This window comes from Streptomyces sp. 8K308, assembly GCF_004348315.1.
Classification (GTDB): Bacteria; Actinomycetota; Actinomycetes; order Streptomycetales; family Streptomycetaceae; genus Streptomyces.
In genome coordinates this window covers 1-17,757 of sequence record NZ_SMKC01000122.1, presented here as the reverse complement: position 1 = coordinate 17,757, position 17,757 = coordinate 1, and the positions used below count along the sequence as shown (strand labels likewise).

The window sequence follows — 17,757 nt, the reverse complement described above, 5'->3', positions numbered from 1 at the left end:
GTTGTCGCCACCGCCCCCGCCACCGCACCCGTTCCGGACGCCAAACGCGTCCGCCGCCGCCTCGACGCCGTCCGCCGACTGCGCCAGGACGAGAACCGCCGCCCGACCGACCGCGACGCCCGGGCCGCCGACGCCCTGCGAGAGCTCCTGCCCGACGTCGAACACCTGCACGGACCCGACGCCCGTGAGACGCTCGGCGCCCGCCTGACCCTGGCCGAGTCCGTCGCCACCAACGACCCGGAAGACGCCCTCACTCTGCTGGAAGAGCTGATTCCCCACGCCGCACGTGCCCTTGGCCGCCGCGACCGCACCACCCTCACGGCCCGGCTGCTCCTCACCAGCTGCACCCGCCGAACGGGCGACGACGACCGGGCCACGTGGGTACTCCGGCAGCTCACGGCCGAACTGGAGTCGGCCGGGCACCAGTGGAGCGACCGGGCCCGCGTCGCACTGCACGAGGTGCACCACGGCTACCGACCGGAGCAGGTCTCGGTCCGCACGCTGCGCCGCGCCCTCGGCGACCTCACGGCCGTCGGCGCGGACGACACGCAGACTGGCGTGGAACTCCGCACCGAGCTGGCCTGGGCGCTCTCCCGTGACGGCGAACCGTTCGAGGCCCTGGAGATCATGCGGGCCGTCGTCCCCCGCCTGAACGACGACCATCAGGCCGACGACTGGCCCCAGCTCATAGCCCGCTACCAACTCGGCGAGTACGCCGCCGAGTCCGGCGAGACGGCCGAGGCGACGGACGTCCTCCACGCCGTCATCCTCGACGCCTCCCGGGCCCTCGGACCCTCCCACTGGCTGACCGTCACCGCCTGCGAGTCCCTCGGCGCGCTGGACGAGGCGGCGGAGGAACGCGTCGAGCTCGTCGACGCGTTGCGCACCACCTACGGCGCACGCCGCACCCGCAAGGCCCGCCGGGCGCTGCTCGGCGACTGATCCCCACCACGGTCGGGCGGAGGTGCCGGGCACGGCAGCGCCGGCTCCGCCCGGTTCGGGCAGCTGATCAGGGCGAGCGAGAGGAAGCCGGTGCCGCCGGTGTGGTACCCCCAGGAGACGTCGCCGCCCCAGCCGAGGGTGGAGAGCGCGTACGCCCGGCGGACGGCCAACGGCGGTTGGGACTCGACCGCCTGCTCCCGAACGCGCTCGGTCAGCCAGTCGACGGCCTCACCCGGCTCCGTGAACGTGCCACGCACCAGCCCGGGCGGCTTCCGCAGCCAGTCGACCACCCGCATCGGCGGCGTCTCGACCGCCGCGAACGACGGATGGTCCGGCCGGCGCTCGGCCTCGCGGTCGAAATCCGCGCGCCGGCCGAACCAGGCGTACGCGTGCACGTGCCTCACCGGCGGAATCGGTCCACGTCGATCCCCGCGGCGGCCAACTCCTCGGCCGTGAACCGAAGCGGCTCCGCGTCCGGCCGTTTGCTGTCCCCGAGCGCGTAGGCCCCGGCCACGCCGGGGATGGCCGCGAGGGTGAGGCACGTCTCCGGCCCGTCCGGGTGGTTGCCGCCACAGGCGGCCGAGAACGTCGCTCCGCTCAGGTCGAGGGGGTAGAGGTCGGGGGTGAACGCCATGGCTGTCGCCTTGCTGTCGGCGTCGGATCTGACGGACAGGAAGGTAGAAAATGGGAGAGAACATCAGCCATGTCTGTGCGGAAATTTGCGCCTGATTACCGGCAGGTGTCAATCGCGGCGTTGATGAGCGCACGCGCTCGTTCCCCGTAAACCGCCATAGTCGCCAACTGAGAGAAGGTCTGGGCGTAGAGTGCGATCTCATGGGGTTGGGTAACCGTGAGAAACGCGGAGACCAACTCGACGCTGACCTCCGCCTCGTCGAAGATCCAGAAGTCCTCCAGAAGTCCTCGACGGGCCAGAGTGGCGTGCGCTCCGCGCTCTGAGGGATGATCCCGATGCTGACCGCCGGCAGCGACATGACCAGCAGCAGTTGTCGCAGCTGATCGACCATCGTCTCACTGTTCCCGATGCGGTAGTTGAGGACGCTTTCCTCAAGCACGATGGCGAAGCGTCGGTCGCCCTCGTAAAGCACCCGCTGCTTGTCCATGCGGATCCGAACGGCTGCCGACACGTCGTCGCGTAGCCCTCGCCTGTCGCGGATGGACTCAAGCACTCCTGTGGTGTATTCGCGGGTCTGGAGCGGCCCAGGAATGAGCGAGGACGAGTACGCCCGATACCGTCTTGTTCGCTGCCACAGCGGCAGAACGGACTCTTGGACGCGCTTCAGGCCGGGCCGCTCTAGTCGCCGCCATTCGACGTACATTCCCTCTATGCCGCGCGCCGTGGCGATCAGATCCGCCGCCTGGTCCGAGGCACCGCAGTGGTCAGTCCAGGCGCGGATGTCCGCGTCGGACGGTACCGCCCTGCCGTGCTCAAGGCGCGAGCACTTCGACTCGTGCCAACCGGCCCTACGGGCCAGCTCCCGCGCCGTGAGTCCGGCGTCTTGCCGGATCTCGCGAAGGCGCTGGCCGAGGGCTTGCTTGGCTTGCTGAACACTGGATGACGACGACACGTGACCAGTGTGGGGTGAACAGCCGCCTGGTCAGGTCAGCTGATACTCCTCGTGTGGGATGGCTCGCTCCCACACCGCTTCAAAGGCCGCGGCGCAGAGCTTCACCGTACCGAGATCGGTCACCACCTCGGTGTCGTCGACCGGCGCCACCTCCCCTTCGCCATCGAAGTGGTTGATCACGAGGAGTTCGCCGTCGAACAGCCAGAAGTCGTTCCCCGGCAGGGCGAGATCCGTCGCCCGTCGGCGGGGCAGCCACCGCACCTTCTCGCCGGCGGCCACGTTGGGGGCGGTGAGATAGTGCTCGAACCGGATGTAGTCGCTCACCGGCTCGGACACGATCCGGGCACGCCGCACCTCGATGCCCCTGTCCGTGCTCCGACGCATGAGGTCGAGCCAGGGCCGGGAGGCCGGGTCGAGGTCGCGGATTTCCTCCCGCTCCCCACGCTCCCAGGCGATGTAGCTCGGGTCCGACTTCATGTAGCAGTCGCGCATCTCCAGGTGCACGGCCGACCGAAGGCAGTTGTTAAACAGCTCCTCGAATGAGGGGACTTCAGCCACCGTTGACCTCCGGGAAGAACTGCAGCATCCGCCGAGGGAACTCGACCACGGTCTCGCGCTCCGGGATGTCCATCTGGGACAGCCGCTCGTCGTCCGTCACCTTCCAGGACTGCATCAGGAGGTGTCCCGCACGTCATCGTGGTAGAGGGTCGGTGAGCCGTTGTTAGGGCTCTCCGGATCCTTGCCCAGCTTACGCAGCGCCATCGCTGTTACTCCTTCTCCGGCGGACCACTCGACCCGCCACGCACAGCTTGCCGTCAACGACCTACCGTCACCACGAACTTGCGCCAACTTGCGGCCGGCGGTCGAACTCACACCACACCGCCTTGCCCTTGCCGAACGGCTCCTCGGCCACGCCCCACCGGTCGGTGAGCCGCGCCACGATCAGCAACCCACGCCCGAACTGGTCGTCCGCCCCGGCGGTCCGCTCCTGCGGCAGCCGTTCGGGGCACGAGTCCACCACCTCGATCGGCAGGGCAGCGACGGTCACGACCACTCGCACCCGGAACAGACGTCCAGCCGGACAGCCGTGCAGCACGGCGTTGGCCACCAACTCCGACACCACCAGCTCGACATCCGGGGCGAGTTCGCCCAACCCCCACCCCTGCACCAGCCGCCGCACCCGCCGCCGAGCGGCGGTGACGCTGGCCGGATAGGCCGGGTAGTCGGCGCGGTGCTCGTGGATGACGCCCTCGTCGTCCCGGATGTCGGCCATGGACACACCTCCAGTTGGCGCGCAACGCGTTCGCTTGACGACGATAGGTAATCGCGAAGGATCGCCGATCAAAGTGAATCCGGGAAAATTTCACCCGAGAGGGTTGCATCGCAATGGAGAAGCAGCAGCCGCAGGACAACCGTGCCTCAACCGTCCTGGGACGGCGCCTCGGAGGCGAGTTGCTCGCACTCAGAACAGCGGCGGGCCTGAATCAGGGCCAAGCCGCCAAGGCACTCACGGCCTCTACCGGCAAGATCGCCAAGATGGAGAGCGGTTGGGTTCCCATGCGCGACCCGGACATCCGGGCACTGTGCGAGCTGTACGGTGCGCACGACCCGGCCACGGTCGGCGGCCTGCTCGAGCTGGCGCGCCTGGATCGCGAGCGGCGCAAGAGCAAGGGATGGTGGGACGACTTCCCTGGCCTCGGCTACATGAATGAGTACGTGCGCCTCGAACACGCCGCGGTCGCGATCCGCTGCTGGCAGCTCGTCCGTATCCCAGGGCTGCTGCAGACCCCTGACTACGTACGCGCGCTGAAGGACGATGACGCGTTCGTCGCGGCACGGCTCGCTCGCCAGCAACGACTGGACTCGGCTCCGCCGCTCTCGCTTGAGGTGGTGCTCCACGAGGCAGCGCTACGACATCTGGTGGGCGACCGGAACATCATGCGCGCGCAGCTCGACCACCTGACAGCCGCCGTCGAGCGGCCTCACGTCAGCCTCCGAGTTCTCTCTTTCAGCGCGGGCGCCATGCCCGGCCTCGACTCCGCCTTCAACGTGCTGTCCTTCGCCGAGCCCGGGGCCATGGACATCGTCTACCTCGACGGGCTGTTCAGCGGCCGCTGGGCCGAGGGCGGAAAAGAGGCTGTACAGCACGTCGCACTGTTCGAGAGGATCGCCGGACGAGCCCTGAGTCCTCAGGACTCGCTCGCACTCATCAACGATATCCGCGACGAACTGTGAAGCCATGTCAACTTTTGTTTTTCACAAGTCGAGTTACAGCAACGAGCATGGCGATTGCGTCGAGGCGGCGACGAACATACCCGGAAGCGTCGCCGTCCGTGACTCCAAGGCTGGGACGGCCGGTCCGCTCGTCCGGACGTCGCCCGGGGCGTGGCAGGCACTGCTGGACGCGCTGGGCCGTGCTGGCCATGTAACGTGATACACACGGAGTACCCGAACTGCTCGCGCCCCTGGATGACTTCGCGGAGAGCCTCACCGCGGAAGCGCAGGTCGCTCGCCTCTGTGCACTGATCGATCCCCTGCTCGATCGCGTTGCTGCCGAGCACATGGAGTTCAGCGACGAGCCGCTGATGTCGAACGCCGAAGCGGTGCGGGGACTGCGCGCGGCAGCCATCGGGGAGCCGGTCGACGCCGACGCGATTCACGAGCATCTGACCACGATGGCGCTGGTCTACTCGGGGACCGGGACCCCGACTTCCATGTGATATCCCAGTCGGCCTACGCGGTGGCGGCCTGGCTGGTCCTGCCGACGGGACGAAGGCTGCGCCTGTCCGATCTTCTCGACGATGACAAGGAGTTGGTCCCGCCCTTCGCCCCGTCGGTGCTCACGCGGATAGCCGACCTGCTGGCCTGGACCCGATCAGACCAGGTGTACCTGCGCTGGGAGAACGCGGCCGACGATCCCAAACCGGGGAATCTCCCGGCCGCGGCCCGCGAGCTCAGGGCGATACACCAGGAGTTCACCACCTGAGGACATGCGGCATCACGCGCACCGGCACCTGGACGACTGCGGCCCCGGAGCGACGCCGGTGTGGCGGGTGCCGTTGGTTGGTAGGACTTCGGTGAAAGGGGGCCGAGGTCGTGAGCTTGCGCAACGACGGCCGGGCGGACGGCGAGGGTCGGGTGTACCAGGCGGGCGGTGACCAGCACATCACCGAGCACCACCATCACCATGTCGGCTTTGAGCATGTGGCTGGGCCTGATTCGGTGCGGTGGCCGGCGGTGGGGCGGGCGCCGGTGGCCGGGTCGGCCTGTGGGCCAACGCCTCCGACACGGCGTCGCTGCGGGCCGGGATGCTGGCGGTGGCCGCCGACCGGGCGCGAGCGACGGCGAACTGACGGCCGCGCGCGACGGGTTACGCCCGGCCGCCGACCTGGTCTGGGACTACCTCGACCGTTCCGAAAGCCATGGCTGCTGGTGTTGGACAACGCGGACGACCCGGCGGTGCTGCGGGACGGCGGCTGGCTGCGCACCAGCGCGACCGGCACCGTCCTGGTGACGACGCGGCAGGCGGCGGCGCACTGGTGGCCGGGCGCGGAGCGGTTGCACATCGGTGTACTGCCACGGGAGGACGCGGCACAGGTGCTGCGCTATCTGGCCCCCGAGGCCGGCACCGAGGAGGAGGCGGCCGAGGTCGCCGACCGGCTGGGACGCCTGCCGCTGGCGTTGACGCTGGCCGGCGGGTTCCTGGCCCACCAGGTGATCGAACGCTGGACTCTGGCCAACTACGGCCGCAACCTCGACACCGACCCCATCCACCTCATCGACCAGGGCGCGGATCCGGGGGGCGACTCCCGTCACCTGGTCAGCTCCACCTGGGAGTTGTCCCTCCAGGCGCTGGCCGTCCTCGCGACCCTGGGCCAACACCCAGCCGTCGCCGAGCACATGCGGCAGGTGGTCGACGGCCGACGGCGGAGCCTGGGCCCCACTCACCCGTGGACGGTCTTCGCGACCGAGCGTCTGGCTGAGTACGACAACCACGGGCGCCCCCGCGACGGCGGCTAGAAGCGGTCCGCGTGCTCCGCCACCCACTGGGCGAACGTGCGGGCGGGGCGGCCGGTCACGCGCTCGACGGTGTCGGCGACGGTCGTGGCCTCGGCGGGTGGCTCGGCGTACCAGCCGACGACGTACTCGGCGTCCGCCCGGGACACGCCGGTGGACATCAGCCGGTCGACGGCCTGTTCGTGGGTGATCCGGACGAAGTCGATGTCGCGGCCGAGGGCGCGGGACAGGAGCGCGACGCGTTCACTCGTGGTCAGCGACTCGGGGCCCGTGAGGTTGTAGGCGTTGCCCGCGTGGCCGTCGTCGAGGAGCGCGGTGGCCGCCACGGCGCCGATGTCGGCCTCGTGGACGAGCGCGCTCGGGTGGTCGTACGGCTCGCGCACGACGCCCTCGGCGCGGATGGAATCGGCCCAGGTCAGCGTGTTGCTCATGAACTCCTGCGCCTCCAGGCGCGTCCACGCCGCGCCCGAGTCGGCCACGGCCTGCTCGACCGGGCCCACGTAGCCGCCCCACAGCACGGTGATGCGCCGCACGCCGGCGTCGACCGCCCGGCGGACCAGCTCGGGGCCGACGGCGGCGAGTCCGGCGGTGACGGTGATGTGCAGCCGGTCGACGCCGCCGAGGGCGGCGTCCAGCGTCTCGGGCGCGGTGTGGGTGCCGGCCACGAGGTCGACCTCGGCCGGGAACGTGGCCTCGGCCGCCGCCGGGTTCCGGGTCAGTGCCCGGACGCGCTCCCCACCGCGGACCAGTTCCGCCACGACGTGCCGGCCGGTGTTTCCGGTGGCGCCCGTCACCAGTGTCGTCACGGTGAACTCCTCTCGTCGTGGACGACGCTAGAAGCTCAACCAATCTTGAGGTCAAGTGTGTCACGTGGCCGACGCCGCGAAGAGTTCGGCGAGGTGGGCGCGGAGGATCGCCGTGGCCGCCTCGGGGGTGCGCTGGCCGACCAGGACGCCGGTGCCGAGGCCGTGGCTGAGGCCGAGCAGGCGCGCCGCCTCGGTGGCGGGGTCGCGGTCGGGCGCGAGCGCGCCGCCGCGTCGCGCCCGCTCCAGCGCGTCGGCCAGCTGCCGCTCCAGCCGGTTCGGGCCCGCGACGAAGGGCTGGGCCGCCAGTTCGGCGTCCGTCATGGCGAGCACCGCGTAGGACGTCCACACCAGGTGGAAGGCGCGGCTCGCCTCGTCGCTCGGCAGGGCCTCGGCCAGGAACGCCTCGACGAAGGCGCGCGCCGTGGGCGGTTGCGGCAGCGCGGCCAGGCGGGCGGACCACCGCCGGTGGCTCAACTCCTCAAGGCGCTCCAACGCCGCGTGCAGCAGCCCGGCCTTGGTGTCGAAGTAGTACTGCACCAGGTTGAGCGACATGCCGGCCTCCGCCGCGACGCCCCGCATCGTCACCGCGTGCAGGCCGTCCCGGGCGGCGACCCTGACCAGTGCGTCGATGATGTGCGCGCGGCGCTCGGCGTGGTCCACCCGCTTCGGCATGCGTTGCCGTCCCTCTCGCTCTCCGGTTCCGACGTTTTCATGGTACCGCTGTACGATCAAACCGTGGCGGATCAGCAGAGCGAGGTCGGGGCCGCCGCGACGCCGGCCGTGCTGTGGCTGGCGTGCGCGGCGCAGTTCATGGTGGTGCTCGACGTCTCGGTGGTGAACGTGGCCCTGCCGGCCATCCAGGCCGGCCTCGGCTTCGACGCCGCCGGGCTGCCGTGGGTCGTCGGCGGCTACGCCCTGGCCTTCGCCGGGTTCCTGTTGCTCGGCGGGCGGCTGGCCGACCTGTACGGGCAGCGCCGGATCCTCGTGCTCGGCCTCGCCCTGTTCTCCCTCACCAGCCTCGGCGGCGGTCTCGCCACCAGCCCGGGCGCGCTGATCGCGATGCGCGTCCTCCAGGGCCTCGGCGGCGCGCTGCTCGCGCCGGCCACCTTGACCGTGCTGACCACCGCCTTCCCCGAAGGCCCGCGCCGGGTGCGGGCGTTGGCCGTGTGGACGGCGGTGAGCTCGGCCGGCGGCGCGGCCGGCAACCTGATCGGCGGCGTGCTGACCGACGGGCTGTCCTGGCGCTGGATCCTGCTGATCAACGTTCCCGTCGGGGTGGTTGCCCTCGCCGTCGCGCCCCGGCTGCTGCCGGTCGACCGGCCGCGCGCCGCGTCCGCCCGGCTTGACGTGCCGGGGGCGGTGTTGGCCACGGCCGGCGTGGGCGCGCTTGGCTACGGCATCAGCCAGGCCGAACGGCACGGCTGGGGCGGCTCGTCGACGCTTGCGTGGCTGGTCGCGGGGGTGGTGGCGCTGACCGCGTTCGCCGTGGTCGAGGCGCGCTCGCCTGCGCCGTTGATCCCGCCGCGCCTGGTGCGGCTGCGGCCGGTGTGGGCGGGCAACGCGGTGATGCTGCTGGCCGGTTGCTGCTTCGTGCCCATGTGGTACTTCCTGTCGCTCTACATGCAGCACGAGTTGGGGTACGACGCGCTGGCCACGGGGGTCGGCTTCCTGCCGCACACCCTCGTCGGCATCGCGGGGGCCCGCCTGGCCCCGGCCGTGATGCGGTGGACCGGGGCCCGCGTCCTGATCGTGCTCAGCGCGCTGGTGGCCGCGGCCGGCTTCCTCTGGCAGAGCCGGCTCGACGCGGCCGGCGGCTACCTGGACGGCCTGCTTGGCCCGGCGATCGTGATGTCGGCCGGGATGGGGCTCCTGATCACCCCGATCACCACGACGGTCACCTCCGGCGTCGACGCGCGCGACGCCGGCGCGGCCTCGGGGTTGATGAACACCACCCGCCAACTCGGCGGCGCCCTCGGTCTCGCCGCCCTCACCGCGATCGCCGCCCACGCCTCAGCACCGGTCGACGCCTACCGGCACGTGTTCACCGCGAGCGCCGCAGCGTGCGTGGCCGTGGCCACGCTGGCCGGCGCCCTGCCGGGGCCCCGGCAGGACGCTCAGCGGCCCGGCTCCTCGTAGACGGCCATCCATAACGGGAGTCGGTCCCGGTCGGTGCTGCCCGATGGCCGTTTCCAGGGCCGGGGCGGCCCCTCGGAGCGTGTTGGCTCATCCATGCGGCGAAGCCAGCCGCGTGCCGCCGGGAGGGGGGCCTCCCGGCGGCGCGCGTCCCGGGCTACTCGCCCCTGCGCATCAGCAGATGCCCCCGGCGGAACCGTTCCTCCGCGCCCGGCTCGCGCAGCATCCGGCCGATCTCGGCGAAGCCGGCCTCGCCGGCCAGCGCCGCGAGGTCGTCGAGCGGCCAGCGGTAGGCGGTCGTGACCCTGTGGTCGAACTCCGTGACTGGGTCGCCCTCCGACTCGAAGAAGCCGAGCAGCAGGTGGCCGCCGGGCGCGAGGAGGCGGTGGAACTCGGCGAGGTACGAGGGCACTTCGGCCGGCGGCAGGTGGATGAGCGAGTACCAGGACACGATGCCGCGCAGCGCGCCGCCGGCCAGATCGAGGGCGTCCATGGAGCCGAGCTCGAACCGCAGGCCCGGGTAGTTCTCGCGGGCCAGGTCGATCATCGCGGGCGACAGGTCGACGCCGAAGACGTCGAGCCCCAGGTCCCGCAGGTGCGCGGTCAGATAGCCGGGGCCGCAGCCCAACTCGGCGACGGGGCCGGGGCCCGCGGTCCTCACGTGCTCGGCGAACGCGGCGAGCACCGAGCGGTCGAGCGGCAGGTCGTCGAGGTGGTCGCGGGTAAGCTCCAGGTACAGGGTGGCGATGGCGTCATAGGCGTCCGCCGTCGCGCGGAGGTGGGAGGAAGGTTCGGTCACGGGGGAGGACCCTAGCGGGAGGCACTGACAGCCACCTCGGCGAGGAGGTCCGCGTACTGTTCGCCGTCGGGCACGGTGTACTCGGGGCCCGGGTTCTCGCCCCAGACCGCCTCGGCGCACTCCACGTCCTCGTCGCCGTCCAACGAGCCGTCGCCGACCACGGCGCCGGTGCGTGCCTCGATGACGGTGACGCGGTAGCGGCCCTGGGAGAACTCGACCGTCTCGGTGGCCGGCCCGAGACCGAGCGGTCCCTCGGTGTAGCCGCAGGAGATCCGCGTGTCGGGCACGCTCCCGACCACCTCGCTGCACGCCACCAACTGCACCTCGTCCGGGGCGGGTTCGTCCTCCAGATCGGGGTTGCTTCCGCCGGTTGAGGCCCACGCGTCCCAGTCGTCCTCGATGACCACCCACGGCGGCGGGCCATCGCCCTGGGCCGGCTCGTAGGCGGCGGCCCGCGGGAACGGATCGCCGTGGCCGCCGTCCTCGCACATGCGGGCGAAGTCGAGCAGGTCACGCGGCCGGTCGCCGAGGACGGCGTCGTTGACGGCCGGGATCAGCATCAGTCCCCCGGCCGCCAGGCCGAGGACGACCGTGGTGACGGCGAGCGGCCGGAGGGCGCGCCGCGCCCGCCACCGGAGCAGGTCAAGACGCCCGCCGGGGCGTGCCGGCCGGAAGGGCGGCAGCCGGTACACCCAGCAGGCCCGGCCGGCGAGCAGTAGGAGGGCGCCGGCCAGGACGATCGGAAAGGCGCCGGGGGCGTGGAGCGTGATGCCGACGCAGGCCCCCGCGGCCAGGCCGAGCCCGACGCCGTTGCCGATCCATCCGCGCCGCGCGGCGCCCTCCGCGATGGCACGCCCCCGCACACGTCTCATGATCCGACAGTATGGGCGCGGGCCCGGCAGGGGTCCCGGGCCCGAACGCGCGGCCTCCCCCGGCCGCGGTCGTCACCACACGTCGCCGTCGCGCCAGTCGCAGGTGATCTCGCCTGACAGGTCGGGGGTGACGGTGACGGGGAAGACGTAGACGCCGCCGTCCTCCTCCTCGGTGCGGGCAATGCCCAGCGGCGTGACGGCGAAGGTGGGGCCGCGCCAGCGGCGCCAGCCACGGGTGGCGTAGAAGTCGTGGGCCTCGTCCGAGGCGGAGAGCGCGCCGAGGTCGTACGCGCCGTGGATGACGCGCTCGACCTCGGTCATCAGGCGGGCGCCGTGGCCGTCGCGGCGGTGGGCGGCGGCGACGGCGACGGCCTCGACGTAGCCGGTGCGGAGGGCGCGCCCGGCGAGCAGCAGGCGGCGTTGGACGACGGAGGCGTGGCCGATGAGCTCGTCGCCGTCCCAGAGCATGGCGTGCATGCCGCCCAGCGAGTGCTCCCAGTCGTGCTCTGTGAAGTCGGCGCCGAACGCCTCGTCGAGGAGGGCGCGCGCGGCGGTGAGTGCGGTGGGGTCCAGGTCGGCGGTGTGGGCGGTGCGCACCTCGGTCATACGCGTCATCCTCGCAGCAGTCGGGCCTTTTCGCGCCGCTCGCATGATTACCCGATCACGGGATGAACGTGCAGTCGCGCACAGGACGTTAAGCGGCGGATAAGGCCGTGCTGCGCGGATGTTAAGCGATCCGCACGCGCCCTCACACCCCGGGGGGCCGCCCGCTGAGGTCAGCGTTGCCCGAGGGAAACGGAGGTGATGCGGCCGGGTAACAGCGCCGTCGCACTCTCGAACACGTGATGACCCAGACCATCGTCCTGATCGGCCACGGCATGGTGGGCCAGCGCTTCCTCGAGGAGCTGGCCGACCGCGGCGTGCCCGACCGTGCCCGCATCGTGGTGCTGGGCGAGGAGCCGCGTCCCGCTTACGACCGGGTCCACCTCACCTCCTGCTTCACCGGCACCACCCCGGAAGAACTGTCCATGGTCCCCGAGGGGTTCCTGGCGCAGCACGGCATCGAGACCCACCTCGGCGACCCCGTCGCGGCCATCGACCGCGAGGCGCGGACCGTGACCACGGCCACCGGGCGCGTCGTCGCCTACGACACGCTCGTGCTCGCCACCGGCTCGTACCCCTTCGTGCCGCCGGTCCCCGGCCGGGACGCCACCGGCTGCTTCGTCTACCGGACCATCGAGGACGTGCAGGCCATCACGGCGCACGCGCAGGGCGGCGCCCGCACCGGCGTGGTCGTCGGCGGCGGCCTGCTCGGCCTGGAGGCGGCCGGGGCGCTGCGCGGGCTCGGACTTGAGACGCACGTCGTCGAGTTCAACGACCGGCTGATGGCGATCCAGGTCGACGAGGGCGGCGGCCGGGCGCTGCGCAGGACCGTCGAGGAGATGGGCCTGATCGTGCACACCGGCGTGGCCGGGCAGGAGATCACCGCCGACGGTTCTGGCGCGGTCACCGGCATGGTGCTGTCCGACGGCTCGACCGTCGAGGCCGACCTGGTGGTGTTCTCGGCCGGCGTCCGGCCGCAGGACACGCTGGCCAGGGCGGCCGGTCTCGCGGTCGGCGAGCGCGGCGGCGTGGTCGTCGACGAGCGCTGCCGCACGGAGACCGACCCGGCGGTGTACGCGATCGGCGAGTGCGCCAGGACGGTCGACGGCATGGTGTACGGCCTGGTGGCGCCCGGCTACGAGATGGCCGCCACCGCCGCCGACGCGATCGCGAACGACGGTCGCACGGACGCCGCGTTCACCTCGGCCGACACCTCGACCAAGCTCAAGCTGCTCGGCGTCGACGTGGCCTCCTTCGGTGACGCGCACGGCAAGGCGGCGGGCTGCCTCGACGTGGTCTACTCGGACGCGCGGGCCGGCGTCTACAAGAAGCTGGTGGTCGGGTCCGACGGCGCGCTGCTCGGCGGCGTGCTGGTCGGCGACGCCGACTCCTACGGGCTGCTGCGGGCGCTGACCGGCTCGGTGCCGCCGGCGCCGCCCGAGCAGCTGGTGCTGCCGGCGGGGCTCGCGCCGCCCACCGGGCTCGGCCCGTCCGCGCTGCCCGACGACGCGACGATCTGCAACTGCAACAGCGTGAGCAAGGGCGCCATCAGGGCCGCGGTCTCCGAGGGCGGCGCGACGAGCGTGCCCGAGGTGAAGAAGTGCACCAAGGCCGGTACCGACTGCGGGAGTTGCCTGCGGGTGCTCGGCCAGCTGGTCAACGACGAGCTGGCGGCGAACGGCGTCGCCGTGGACACCGGCCTGTGCGGCTGCTTCTCGCACACCCGCCAGGAGCTGTACGAGATAGTCCGCACCCTGCGGATCACCGGCTTCCAGGAGCTGCTCGACGCGCACGGCCGCGCGGAGGCGCGCGGCGGCGAGGGCTGCGAGATCTGCAAGCCCGCGGTGGGCTCGATCATCGCCTCGCTGGCACCCACCATCGGCGCCAACGGCTACGTGCTCGACGGCGAGCAGGCCGCGCTCCAGGACACCAACGACCACTTCCTCGCCAACATGCAGAAGAACGGGTCGTACTCGATCGTGCCGCGCGTGCCGGGCGGGGAGATCTCGCCGGAGAAGCTGATCGTGATCGGCGAGGTGGCGCGGGACTTCAACCTCTACACCAAGATCACCGGCGGCCAGCGGATCGACATGTTCGGCGCCCGCGTCGACCAACTGCCGATGATCTGGGCCAGGTTGGTGGAGGCCGGCTTCGAGTCCGGGCACGCCTACGGCAAGGCGCTGCGCACCGTGAAGTCCTGCGTGGGCTCGACCTGGTGCCGCTACGGCGTGCAGGACAGCGTGCGGATGGCGGTCGACCTGGAGCTGCGCTACCGGGGCCTGCGCTCGCCGCACAAGCTGAAGTCGGCCGTCTCCGGCTGCGCCCGCGAGTGCGCCGAGGCCATGGGCAAGGACTTCGGCGTCATCGCCACCGCCAACGGCTGGAACCTCTACGTCGGCGGTAACGGCGGCGCCACCCCGCGCCACGCGGACCTGCTCGCGCAGGACCTGTCGGACGCCGAACTGGTGCGCCTCATCGACCGGTTCCTGATGTTCTACATCCGCACCGCCGACCGTCTGGAGCGGACCTCGACCTGGCTGGAGCGCATCGAGGGCGGCCTGGAGCACGTGCGCGACGTCGTCGTCCACGACTCGCTCGGAATCTGCGACGAGTTGGAGGCCATGATGGCCGCGCACGTCGCCAACTACCGCGACGAGTGGGCCGAGACCATCAACGACCCGGAGAAGCTGCGGCGCTTCGTCTCCTTCGTCAACGCGCCCGGCGCGCCCGACCCGACCGTGGCCTTCGTGCCCGAGCGCGAGCAGCACAAGCCCGACCTGACGCTGCTCGCCGGGCCGACCCTGCCGATCCGCACGCTCGAAGGGAGTTCGTCCAATTGAACCCTCCCCCAACTGAAGCAGGGGGATTCCTGGCTCAGGAAGCCCCACAGGCCAGCGACCCGCAAGGTCTTACTCCCTCAACACCAGCCGGGACGGAACCTGCCCGGTTTGCTGAGCGAAGCTCGGGTGTGCCGTCTTGGCTCTCGACCGGCACGGTGTACGCGCTTGGTTATCGCAACGCACGGCTCGCAGCTTACCCGCTCCTGCGGACGGTCTTTCGCCCTGGCGGCGAAACCCCGTTTCTCGCCCTGCTCCGCAGGAGCCCGATTCCCTCCCGGCCTGAAGGCCGGGGCATCCTCGGAGGAACCCGGTGAAGGTGGAGATCCAGTCCCCGGACGGCGGTTGGCTGCCGGTCTGCGGGCTCGGCGAACTGGTTCCGGGACGTGGCGTGGCCGTGCTGCTGCCCGACGGGCAGCAGGCCGCGCTCTTCCTCGACCGGCACGGCAGGACCTACGCCATCGGCAACCGGGACCCGTTCAGCGGCGCCCACGTGCTCTCCCGCGGTCTCGTCGGATCGCGCGGCGGCTCCGGCCGGCCGTTCGTGGCCTCGCCGCTGCTCAAGCAGCGGTTCGACCTGACGACCGGCCGGTGCATCGACGACCCTGACCCGGAACGAAGCGTCCCGGTCTACGCCACGCGCAGCCGCTGACGCTACGCGGCGCCCGTGCAGGTGGTGCCGTTGAGCGCCAGCACGGGCGCGCCGTAGACGGCGCCGCTGTCGGTCTGGAAGCCGAAGCCCAGCGTGCCGCCGGCGCCCACGGTGCCGTTCCAGGCGGCGTTGCGGGCCGTGACGGTGGTGCCGTCCTGGGTCAGCGAGGTGTTCCACGAGCTGACCACGGACTCGCCGACCGGCAGCGCGAAGGTGACGCTCCAACCGGCGATCGGCCGCGTCGTGGTGACCCGGACGTCGACCGTGGAACCGGCGTTCCACCGGTTGGTGACCCGGTAGTCGGCGACGCAGGCGCCCGGCTCGGGTTCGGGCGCCGGGTCGCCGCCCAGCGCCTCGACGATGGCGTGGTAGGCGGGCTTGGGCTGGTAGTTCTCGTCCCAGGGCAGTGCGGCGCCCTGGCCCGGGAAGGTCGGCGGGATCCAGGAGTCGGCGTCGGTGAAGCCCCAGATGGTGACGCCGGTGCAGCGCGCCACGGCCACGCAGGCGCCGACCACCGCGCCGTAGTCGGCGGCCTGCTGCTGCAACTTGGCGGCGTCGGCGGGCAGTTGCATCCGCACGTCGAGCTCGGTCACCGCCACCTCAAGGCCCAGGTCGGCGAAGCGCTGCAGGTTGGCTCGCATGGTGGCGGGCACCTGCCCGAGGATCAGGTGGGACTGGAACCCGACACCGTCCAGCGGCACGCCCTGTTCGAGCAGCGAGCGCACCAGCTCGTACATGCCGTCGCTCTTCGCGCCGACGCCGTCGGTGTTGTAGTCGTTGATGTACAGCTTGGCGTCCGGGTCGGCGGCGCGGGCGGCGCGCAGCGCGTCGGCGATGTAGCCGGGGCCGATCTCGCGCAGGAAGACGGTGTCGCGCAGGGTGCCGTCCTCGTTCAGCGGCTCGTTGACCACGTCCCAGCGGGCGATCCGGCCGGCGTAGCGGCCGACCTGGGTGGTGACGTGGTCGGTCATGACCTGGCGCAGCTCGCCGTCGGCGAAGTCGCCGCCCGCGACCCAGTTCGGGAGTTGGCTGTGCCAGACGAGGGTGTGGCCGTGCACCTCCTGGTCGTGGCTCTCGGCGAAGTCGACGATCCGGTCGGCGCCGGTCCAGTCGTGGTTGCCGCGGGTGGGTTCCACGGAGCCCCACTTCATCTCGTTGCCGGGGGTGACGCTGGAGAACTCGGTGGAGGCGATGGCGGTGTAGTTCGGCTCGTTCAGCATCGGGCCGCTGATGCCGAGGCCGAAGAACCGGCCGCTCTCGGCGGCCAGGTCCCGCAGCGGCGGGGCGGCGACGCCTGGGTCTGCCGCGGCCCGGGGGGCGTCGGCGGCGTTCGCGGCGCCGGTCGGCACGAGCAGCGCGACGGCGGCCAGCGCGGCGACGGCGGCCAGCGCGGCGCCGCGTAAACGATGGAACATCGAGGGCGTCCCTCTCGGTCGAGCCCCCGCAGGCTGACGTCCTCCTTTCTAAGCGGTTTGCCGCGCACGCGTCAATAACCCCGGGGGTGTGGTGGCCCTGCGGTCGCAGACCGCGGGGATCGGCGCGAGAGTGGAGACAGACCGCTTCCCGAGGATGAGCCATGAACGTCCCCAGCACCCGGCCCGTCGCGGTCGGCATCGACGGCAGCGCGGAGAGCCAGGCCGCCCTGGAGTGGGCCGCCCGCGAGGCGACCAGGCGCGGCCTGCCGCTGCGCCTGGCGCACGCCTGGATGGAGGAGACGCTGTTCGTGCCGACGCCGCCGGACGAGACCGTGGCGAGACGGCTGCTCGACCAAGCGGCGGCCGAGGTCTCGGCCGGCCACCCCGAGCTGTCGGTCACCACCCGGCTGGTGCCCGACACGGCCGCGTCAGGACTTGTCAGCGAGTCCTCCGAGGCCGAGCTGCTGGTCCTCGGCTCCCGCGGGCACGGCGCGGTCATCGGCTTCCTGCTGGGCTCGGTGAGCCAGCCGGTCATCGCGCACGCCGCCTGCCCCGTGGTCTCGGTGCGGGCCACCGAGGCCCGCAGGACCACCGAGGGCGACGAGGTCGTCGTGGGCCTGCGTGACCTCGGGCCCGACTCGGGCCGGCTCCTCGACTTCGCCTTCACCTCGGCGGCCGTGCGCGGCGCCGCGGTGCGGGCGGTGCACGTCTGGGGCGCGCCGTCGATGTTCGGCTCGGACGTCCCCGACATGCTCCAGCAGCGCGGCCACCAGCCGGTGGAGGACCAGCAGGCCGCGCTGCTGTCCGAGGCGCTGGCCCCGTGGCGCGAGCGCCATCCCTCGGTGCGGGTCGCGGAGCGCCTGCGCTTCGGCAACGCCTCCGAGGAACTGCTGGCCGCGACGTCCCACGGCGCCGCCATGGTCGTCGTCGGCCGCCGCCTGCACCGCCCCCGCCTCAGCCCCCACATCGGCGGCGTGGCCCACGCGGCGCTCCACCACGCCGCCTGCCCGGTGGCGGTCGTCCCATACGGCTAGGCCCGGCGCTCCGCGCCGGGTACCGGCGGGTCGGTCCGCGCCCGGGCGGAGTTCCCCCACC

The 17,757-nt window shown here is 71.9% G+C and carries 19 protein-coding genes and 3 pseudogenes; 10 read left to right on the top strand and 12 right to left on the bottom strand.

All coding sequences use genetic code 11. From position 1 onward, the window contains the following. On the top strand, positions 1-942 hold a 942-nt coding region (locus E1265_RS37105; protein WP_165953784.1), incomplete at its 5' end, for a hypothetical protein. On the opposite strand, the gene E1265_RS18170 is transcribed toward E1265_RS37105, so the two are convergent. The 6 genes and pseudogenes from E1265_RS18170 to E1265_RS18145 form a co-directional block, all read right to left on the bottom strand. Next, on the bottom strand, positions 891-1,346 hold the full coding sequence (locus E1265_RS18170) for a hypothetical protein (protein WP_132931360.1): 456 nt from the start codon (positions 1,344-1,346) through the stop codon (positions 891-893). The genes E1265_RS37105 and E1265_RS18170 overlap by 52 nt on opposite strands. Continuing rightward, positions 1,343-1,576 (bottom strand): DUF397 domain-containing protein, encoded by a 234-nt coding sequence (locus E1265_RS18165; RefSeq protein WP_132931359.1) that lies wholly within the window; start codon positions 1,574-1,576, stop codon positions 1,343-1,345. The genes E1265_RS18170 and E1265_RS18165 overlap by 4 nt, the downstream gene beginning before the upstream one ends. A gap of 95 nt (positions 1,577-1,671) precedes the next feature. Next, positions 1,672-2,528, bottom strand: a pseudogene (locus tag E1265_RS18160) (helix-turn-helix transcriptional regulator). 30 nt (positions 2,529-2,558) lie between these two features. Next, the gene (locus E1265_RS18155) at positions 2,559-3,086 is read right to left on the bottom strand and encodes a DUF6879 family protein (RefSeq protein WP_132931358.1); all 528 of its coding nucleotides are present in this window, start codon (positions 3,084-3,086) and stop codon (positions 2,559-2,561) included. Then, positions 3,079-3,290: pseudogene (locus E1265_RS18150) on the bottom strand (hypothetical protein). The gene E1265_RS18155 and the pseudogene E1265_RS18150 overlap by 8 nt, the downstream one beginning before the upstream one ends. Positions 3,291-3,357: 67 nt before the next feature. Then, positions 3,358-3,801 (bottom strand): ATP-binding protein, encoded by a 444-nt coding sequence (locus E1265_RS18145; RefSeq protein ID WP_132931357.1) that lies wholly within the window; start codon positions 3,799-3,801, stop codon positions 3,358-3,360. 113 nt (positions 3,802-3,914) lie between these two features. Here E1265_RS18145 and E1265_RS18140 point away from each other — a divergent pair, with 113 nt between their 5' ends. The 5 genes and pseudogenes from E1265_RS18140 to E1265_RS18125 all read left to right on the top strand — a co-directional run. Then, positions 3,915-4,763 carry a helix-turn-helix transcriptional regulator gene (locus E1265_RS18140; RefSeq protein WP_132931356.1) on the top strand — a complete coding sequence of 283 codons (849 nt, stop codon included), beginning with the start codon at positions 3,915-3,917 and terminating at the stop codon, positions 4,761-4,763. Between the two features lie 4 nt (positions 4,764-4,767). Next, on the top strand, positions 4,768-4,962 hold the full coding sequence (locus E1265_RS18135) for a DUF397 domain-containing protein (RefSeq protein WP_132931355.1): 195 nt from the start codon (positions 4,768-4,770) through the stop codon (positions 4,960-4,962). Positions 4,963-5,089: 127 nt separating this feature from the next. Next, positions 5,090-5,248: a hypothetical protein gene (locus E1265_RS38110; protein WP_207931124.1), complete on the top strand. Its 159-nt coding sequence runs from the start codon at positions 5,090-5,092 to the stop codon at positions 5,246-5,248. After that, on the top strand, positions 5,245-5,514 hold the full coding sequence (locus E1265_RS38105; protein ID WP_207931123.1) for a hypothetical protein: 270 nt from the start codon (positions 5,245-5,247) through the stop codon (positions 5,512-5,514). The genes E1265_RS38110 and E1265_RS38105 overlap by 4 nt, the downstream gene beginning before the upstream one ends. 110 nt (positions 5,515-5,624) lie before the next feature. Beyond that, positions 5,625-6,383: pseudogene (locus tag E1265_RS18125) on the top strand (ATP/GTP-binding protein); the annotation flags it as partial. Between the two features lie 161 nt (positions 6,384-6,544). Here the strand turns inward: E1265_RS18125 and E1265_RS18120 are convergent. Both E1265_RS18120 and E1265_RS18115 read right to left on the bottom strand, forming a co-directional pair. Then, positions 6,545-7,351 carry an NmrA family NAD(P)-binding protein gene (locus E1265_RS18120; protein ID WP_132931354.1) on the bottom strand — a complete coding sequence of 269 codons (807 nt, stop codon included), beginning with the start codon at positions 7,349-7,351 and terminating at the stop codon, positions 6,545-6,547. Positions 7,352-7,411: 60 nt separating this feature from the next. After that, positions 7,412-8,023, bottom strand: coding sequence for a TetR/AcrR family transcriptional regulator (locus E1265_RS18115; protein WP_132931353.1), 612 nt, complete (start codon positions 8,021-8,023; stop codon positions 7,412-7,414). A gap of 63 nt (positions 8,024-8,086) precedes the next feature. Between E1265_RS18115 and E1265_RS18110 the strand changes: the two genes are divergently transcribed. Beyond that, the gene (locus E1265_RS18110; protein WP_243740906.1) at positions 8,087-9,487 is read left to right on the top strand and encodes an MFS transporter; all 1,401 of its coding nucleotides are present in this window, start codon (positions 8,087-8,089) and stop codon (positions 9,485-9,487) included. A 154-nt stretch (positions 9,488-9,641) separates the two neighbouring features. Here E1265_RS18110 and E1265_RS18105 read toward each other — a convergent pair whose 3' ends face one another. The 3 genes from E1265_RS18105 to E1265_RS18095 form a co-directional block, all read right to left on the bottom strand. Further along, complete coding sequence (locus E1265_RS18105) at positions 9,642-10,283, bottom strand: class I SAM-dependent methyltransferase (RefSeq protein ID WP_132931351.1); 642 nt, start codon at positions 10,281-10,283, stop codon at positions 9,642-9,644. A gap of 11 nt (positions 10,284-10,294) precedes the next feature. Beyond that, the gene (locus E1265_RS37100; RefSeq protein WP_165953783.1) at positions 10,295-11,155 is read right to left on the bottom strand and encodes a hypothetical protein; all 861 of its coding nucleotides are present in this window, start codon (positions 11,153-11,155) and stop codon (positions 10,295-10,297) included. A gap of 72 nt (positions 11,156-11,227) precedes the next feature. After that, positions 11,228-11,761 carry a GNAT family N-acetyltransferase gene (locus tag E1265_RS18095; protein WP_132931350.1) on the bottom strand — a complete coding sequence of 178 codons (534 nt, stop codon included), beginning with the start codon at positions 11,759-11,761 and terminating at the stop codon, positions 11,228-11,230. Between the two features lie 239 nt (positions 11,762-12,000). Here E1265_RS18095 and nirB point away from each other — a divergent pair, with 239 nt between their 5' ends. Together nirB and E1265_RS18085 are read left to right on the top strand one after the other, a co-directional pair. Next, positions 12,001-14,598: a nitrite reductase large subunit NirB gene (gene nirB, locus E1265_RS18090; RefSeq protein ID WP_132931349.1), complete on the top strand. Its 2,598-nt coding sequence runs from the start codon at positions 12,001-12,003 to the stop codon at positions 14,596-14,598. A 310-nt stretch (positions 14,599-14,908) separates the two neighbouring features. Continuing rightward, positions 14,909-15,247: a nitrite reductase (NAD(P)H) small subunit gene (locus E1265_RS18085; RefSeq protein WP_132931348.1), complete on the top strand. Its 339-nt coding sequence runs from the start codon at positions 14,909-14,911 to the stop codon at positions 15,245-15,247. Positions 15,248-15,249: 2 nt separating this feature from the next. Here the strand turns inward: E1265_RS18085 and E1265_RS18080 are convergent, their stop codons facing one another. Beyond that, complete coding sequence (locus E1265_RS18080; RefSeq protein ID WP_132931347.1) at positions 15,250-16,662, bottom strand: endo-1,4-beta-xylanase; 1,413 nt, start codon at positions 16,660-16,662, stop codon at positions 15,250-15,252. Positions 16,663-16,823: 161 nt separating this feature from the next. Here E1265_RS18080 and E1265_RS18075 point away from each other — a divergent pair, with 161 nt between their 5' ends. Further along, entirely contained in the window at positions 16,824-17,696 is an 873-nt protein-coding gene (locus E1265_RS18075; protein WP_132931346.1) for a universal stress protein, read from the top strand. Positions 17,697-17,757: the final 61 nt, after the last annotated feature.

Coding starts and splice junctions, on each gene's coding strand:
- E1265_RS18165 (WP_132931359.1), bottom strand. CDS start 1,576: ATGGCGTTCACCCCCGACCTCTACCCCCTCGACCTGAGCGGAGCGACG.
- E1265_RS18145 (WP_132931357.1), bottom strand. CDS start 3,801: ATGGCCGACATCCGGGACGACGAGGGCGTCATCCACGAGCACCGCGCC.
- E1265_RS18140 (WP_132931356.1), top strand. CDS start 3,915: ATGGAGAAGCAGCAGCCGCAGGACAACCGTGCCTCAACCGTCCTGGGA.
- E1265_RS18135 (WP_132931355.1), top strand. CDS start 4,768: ATGTCAACTTTTGTTTTTCACAAGTCGAGTTACAGCAACGAGCATGGC.
- E1265_RS38110 (WP_207931124.1), top strand. CDS start 5,090: ATGGAGTTCAGCGACGAGCCGCTGATGTCGAACGCCGAAGCGGTGCGG.
- E1265_RS18115 (WP_132931353.1), bottom strand. CDS start 8,023: ATGCCGAAGCGGGTGGACCACGCCGAGCGCCGCGCGCACATCATCGAC.
- E1265_RS37100 (WP_165953783.1), bottom strand. CDS start 11,155: ATGAGACGTGTGCGGGGGCGTGCCATCGCGGAGGGCGCCGCGCGGCGC.
- E1265_RS18095 (WP_132931350.1), bottom strand. CDS start 11,761: ATGACCGAGGTGCGCACCGCCCACACCGCCGACCTGGACCCCACCGCA.
- nirB (WP_132931349.1), top strand. CDS start 12,001: ATGACCCAGACCATCGTCCTGATCGGCCACGGCATGGTGGGCCAGCGC.
- E1265_RS18080 (WP_132931347.1), bottom strand. CDS start 16,662: ATGTTCCATCGTTTACGCGGCGCCGCGCTGGCCGCCGTCGCCGCGCTG.
- E1265_RS18075 (WP_132931346.1), top strand. CDS start 16,824: ATGAACGTCCCCAGCACCCGGCCCGTCGCGGTCGGCATCGACGGCAGC.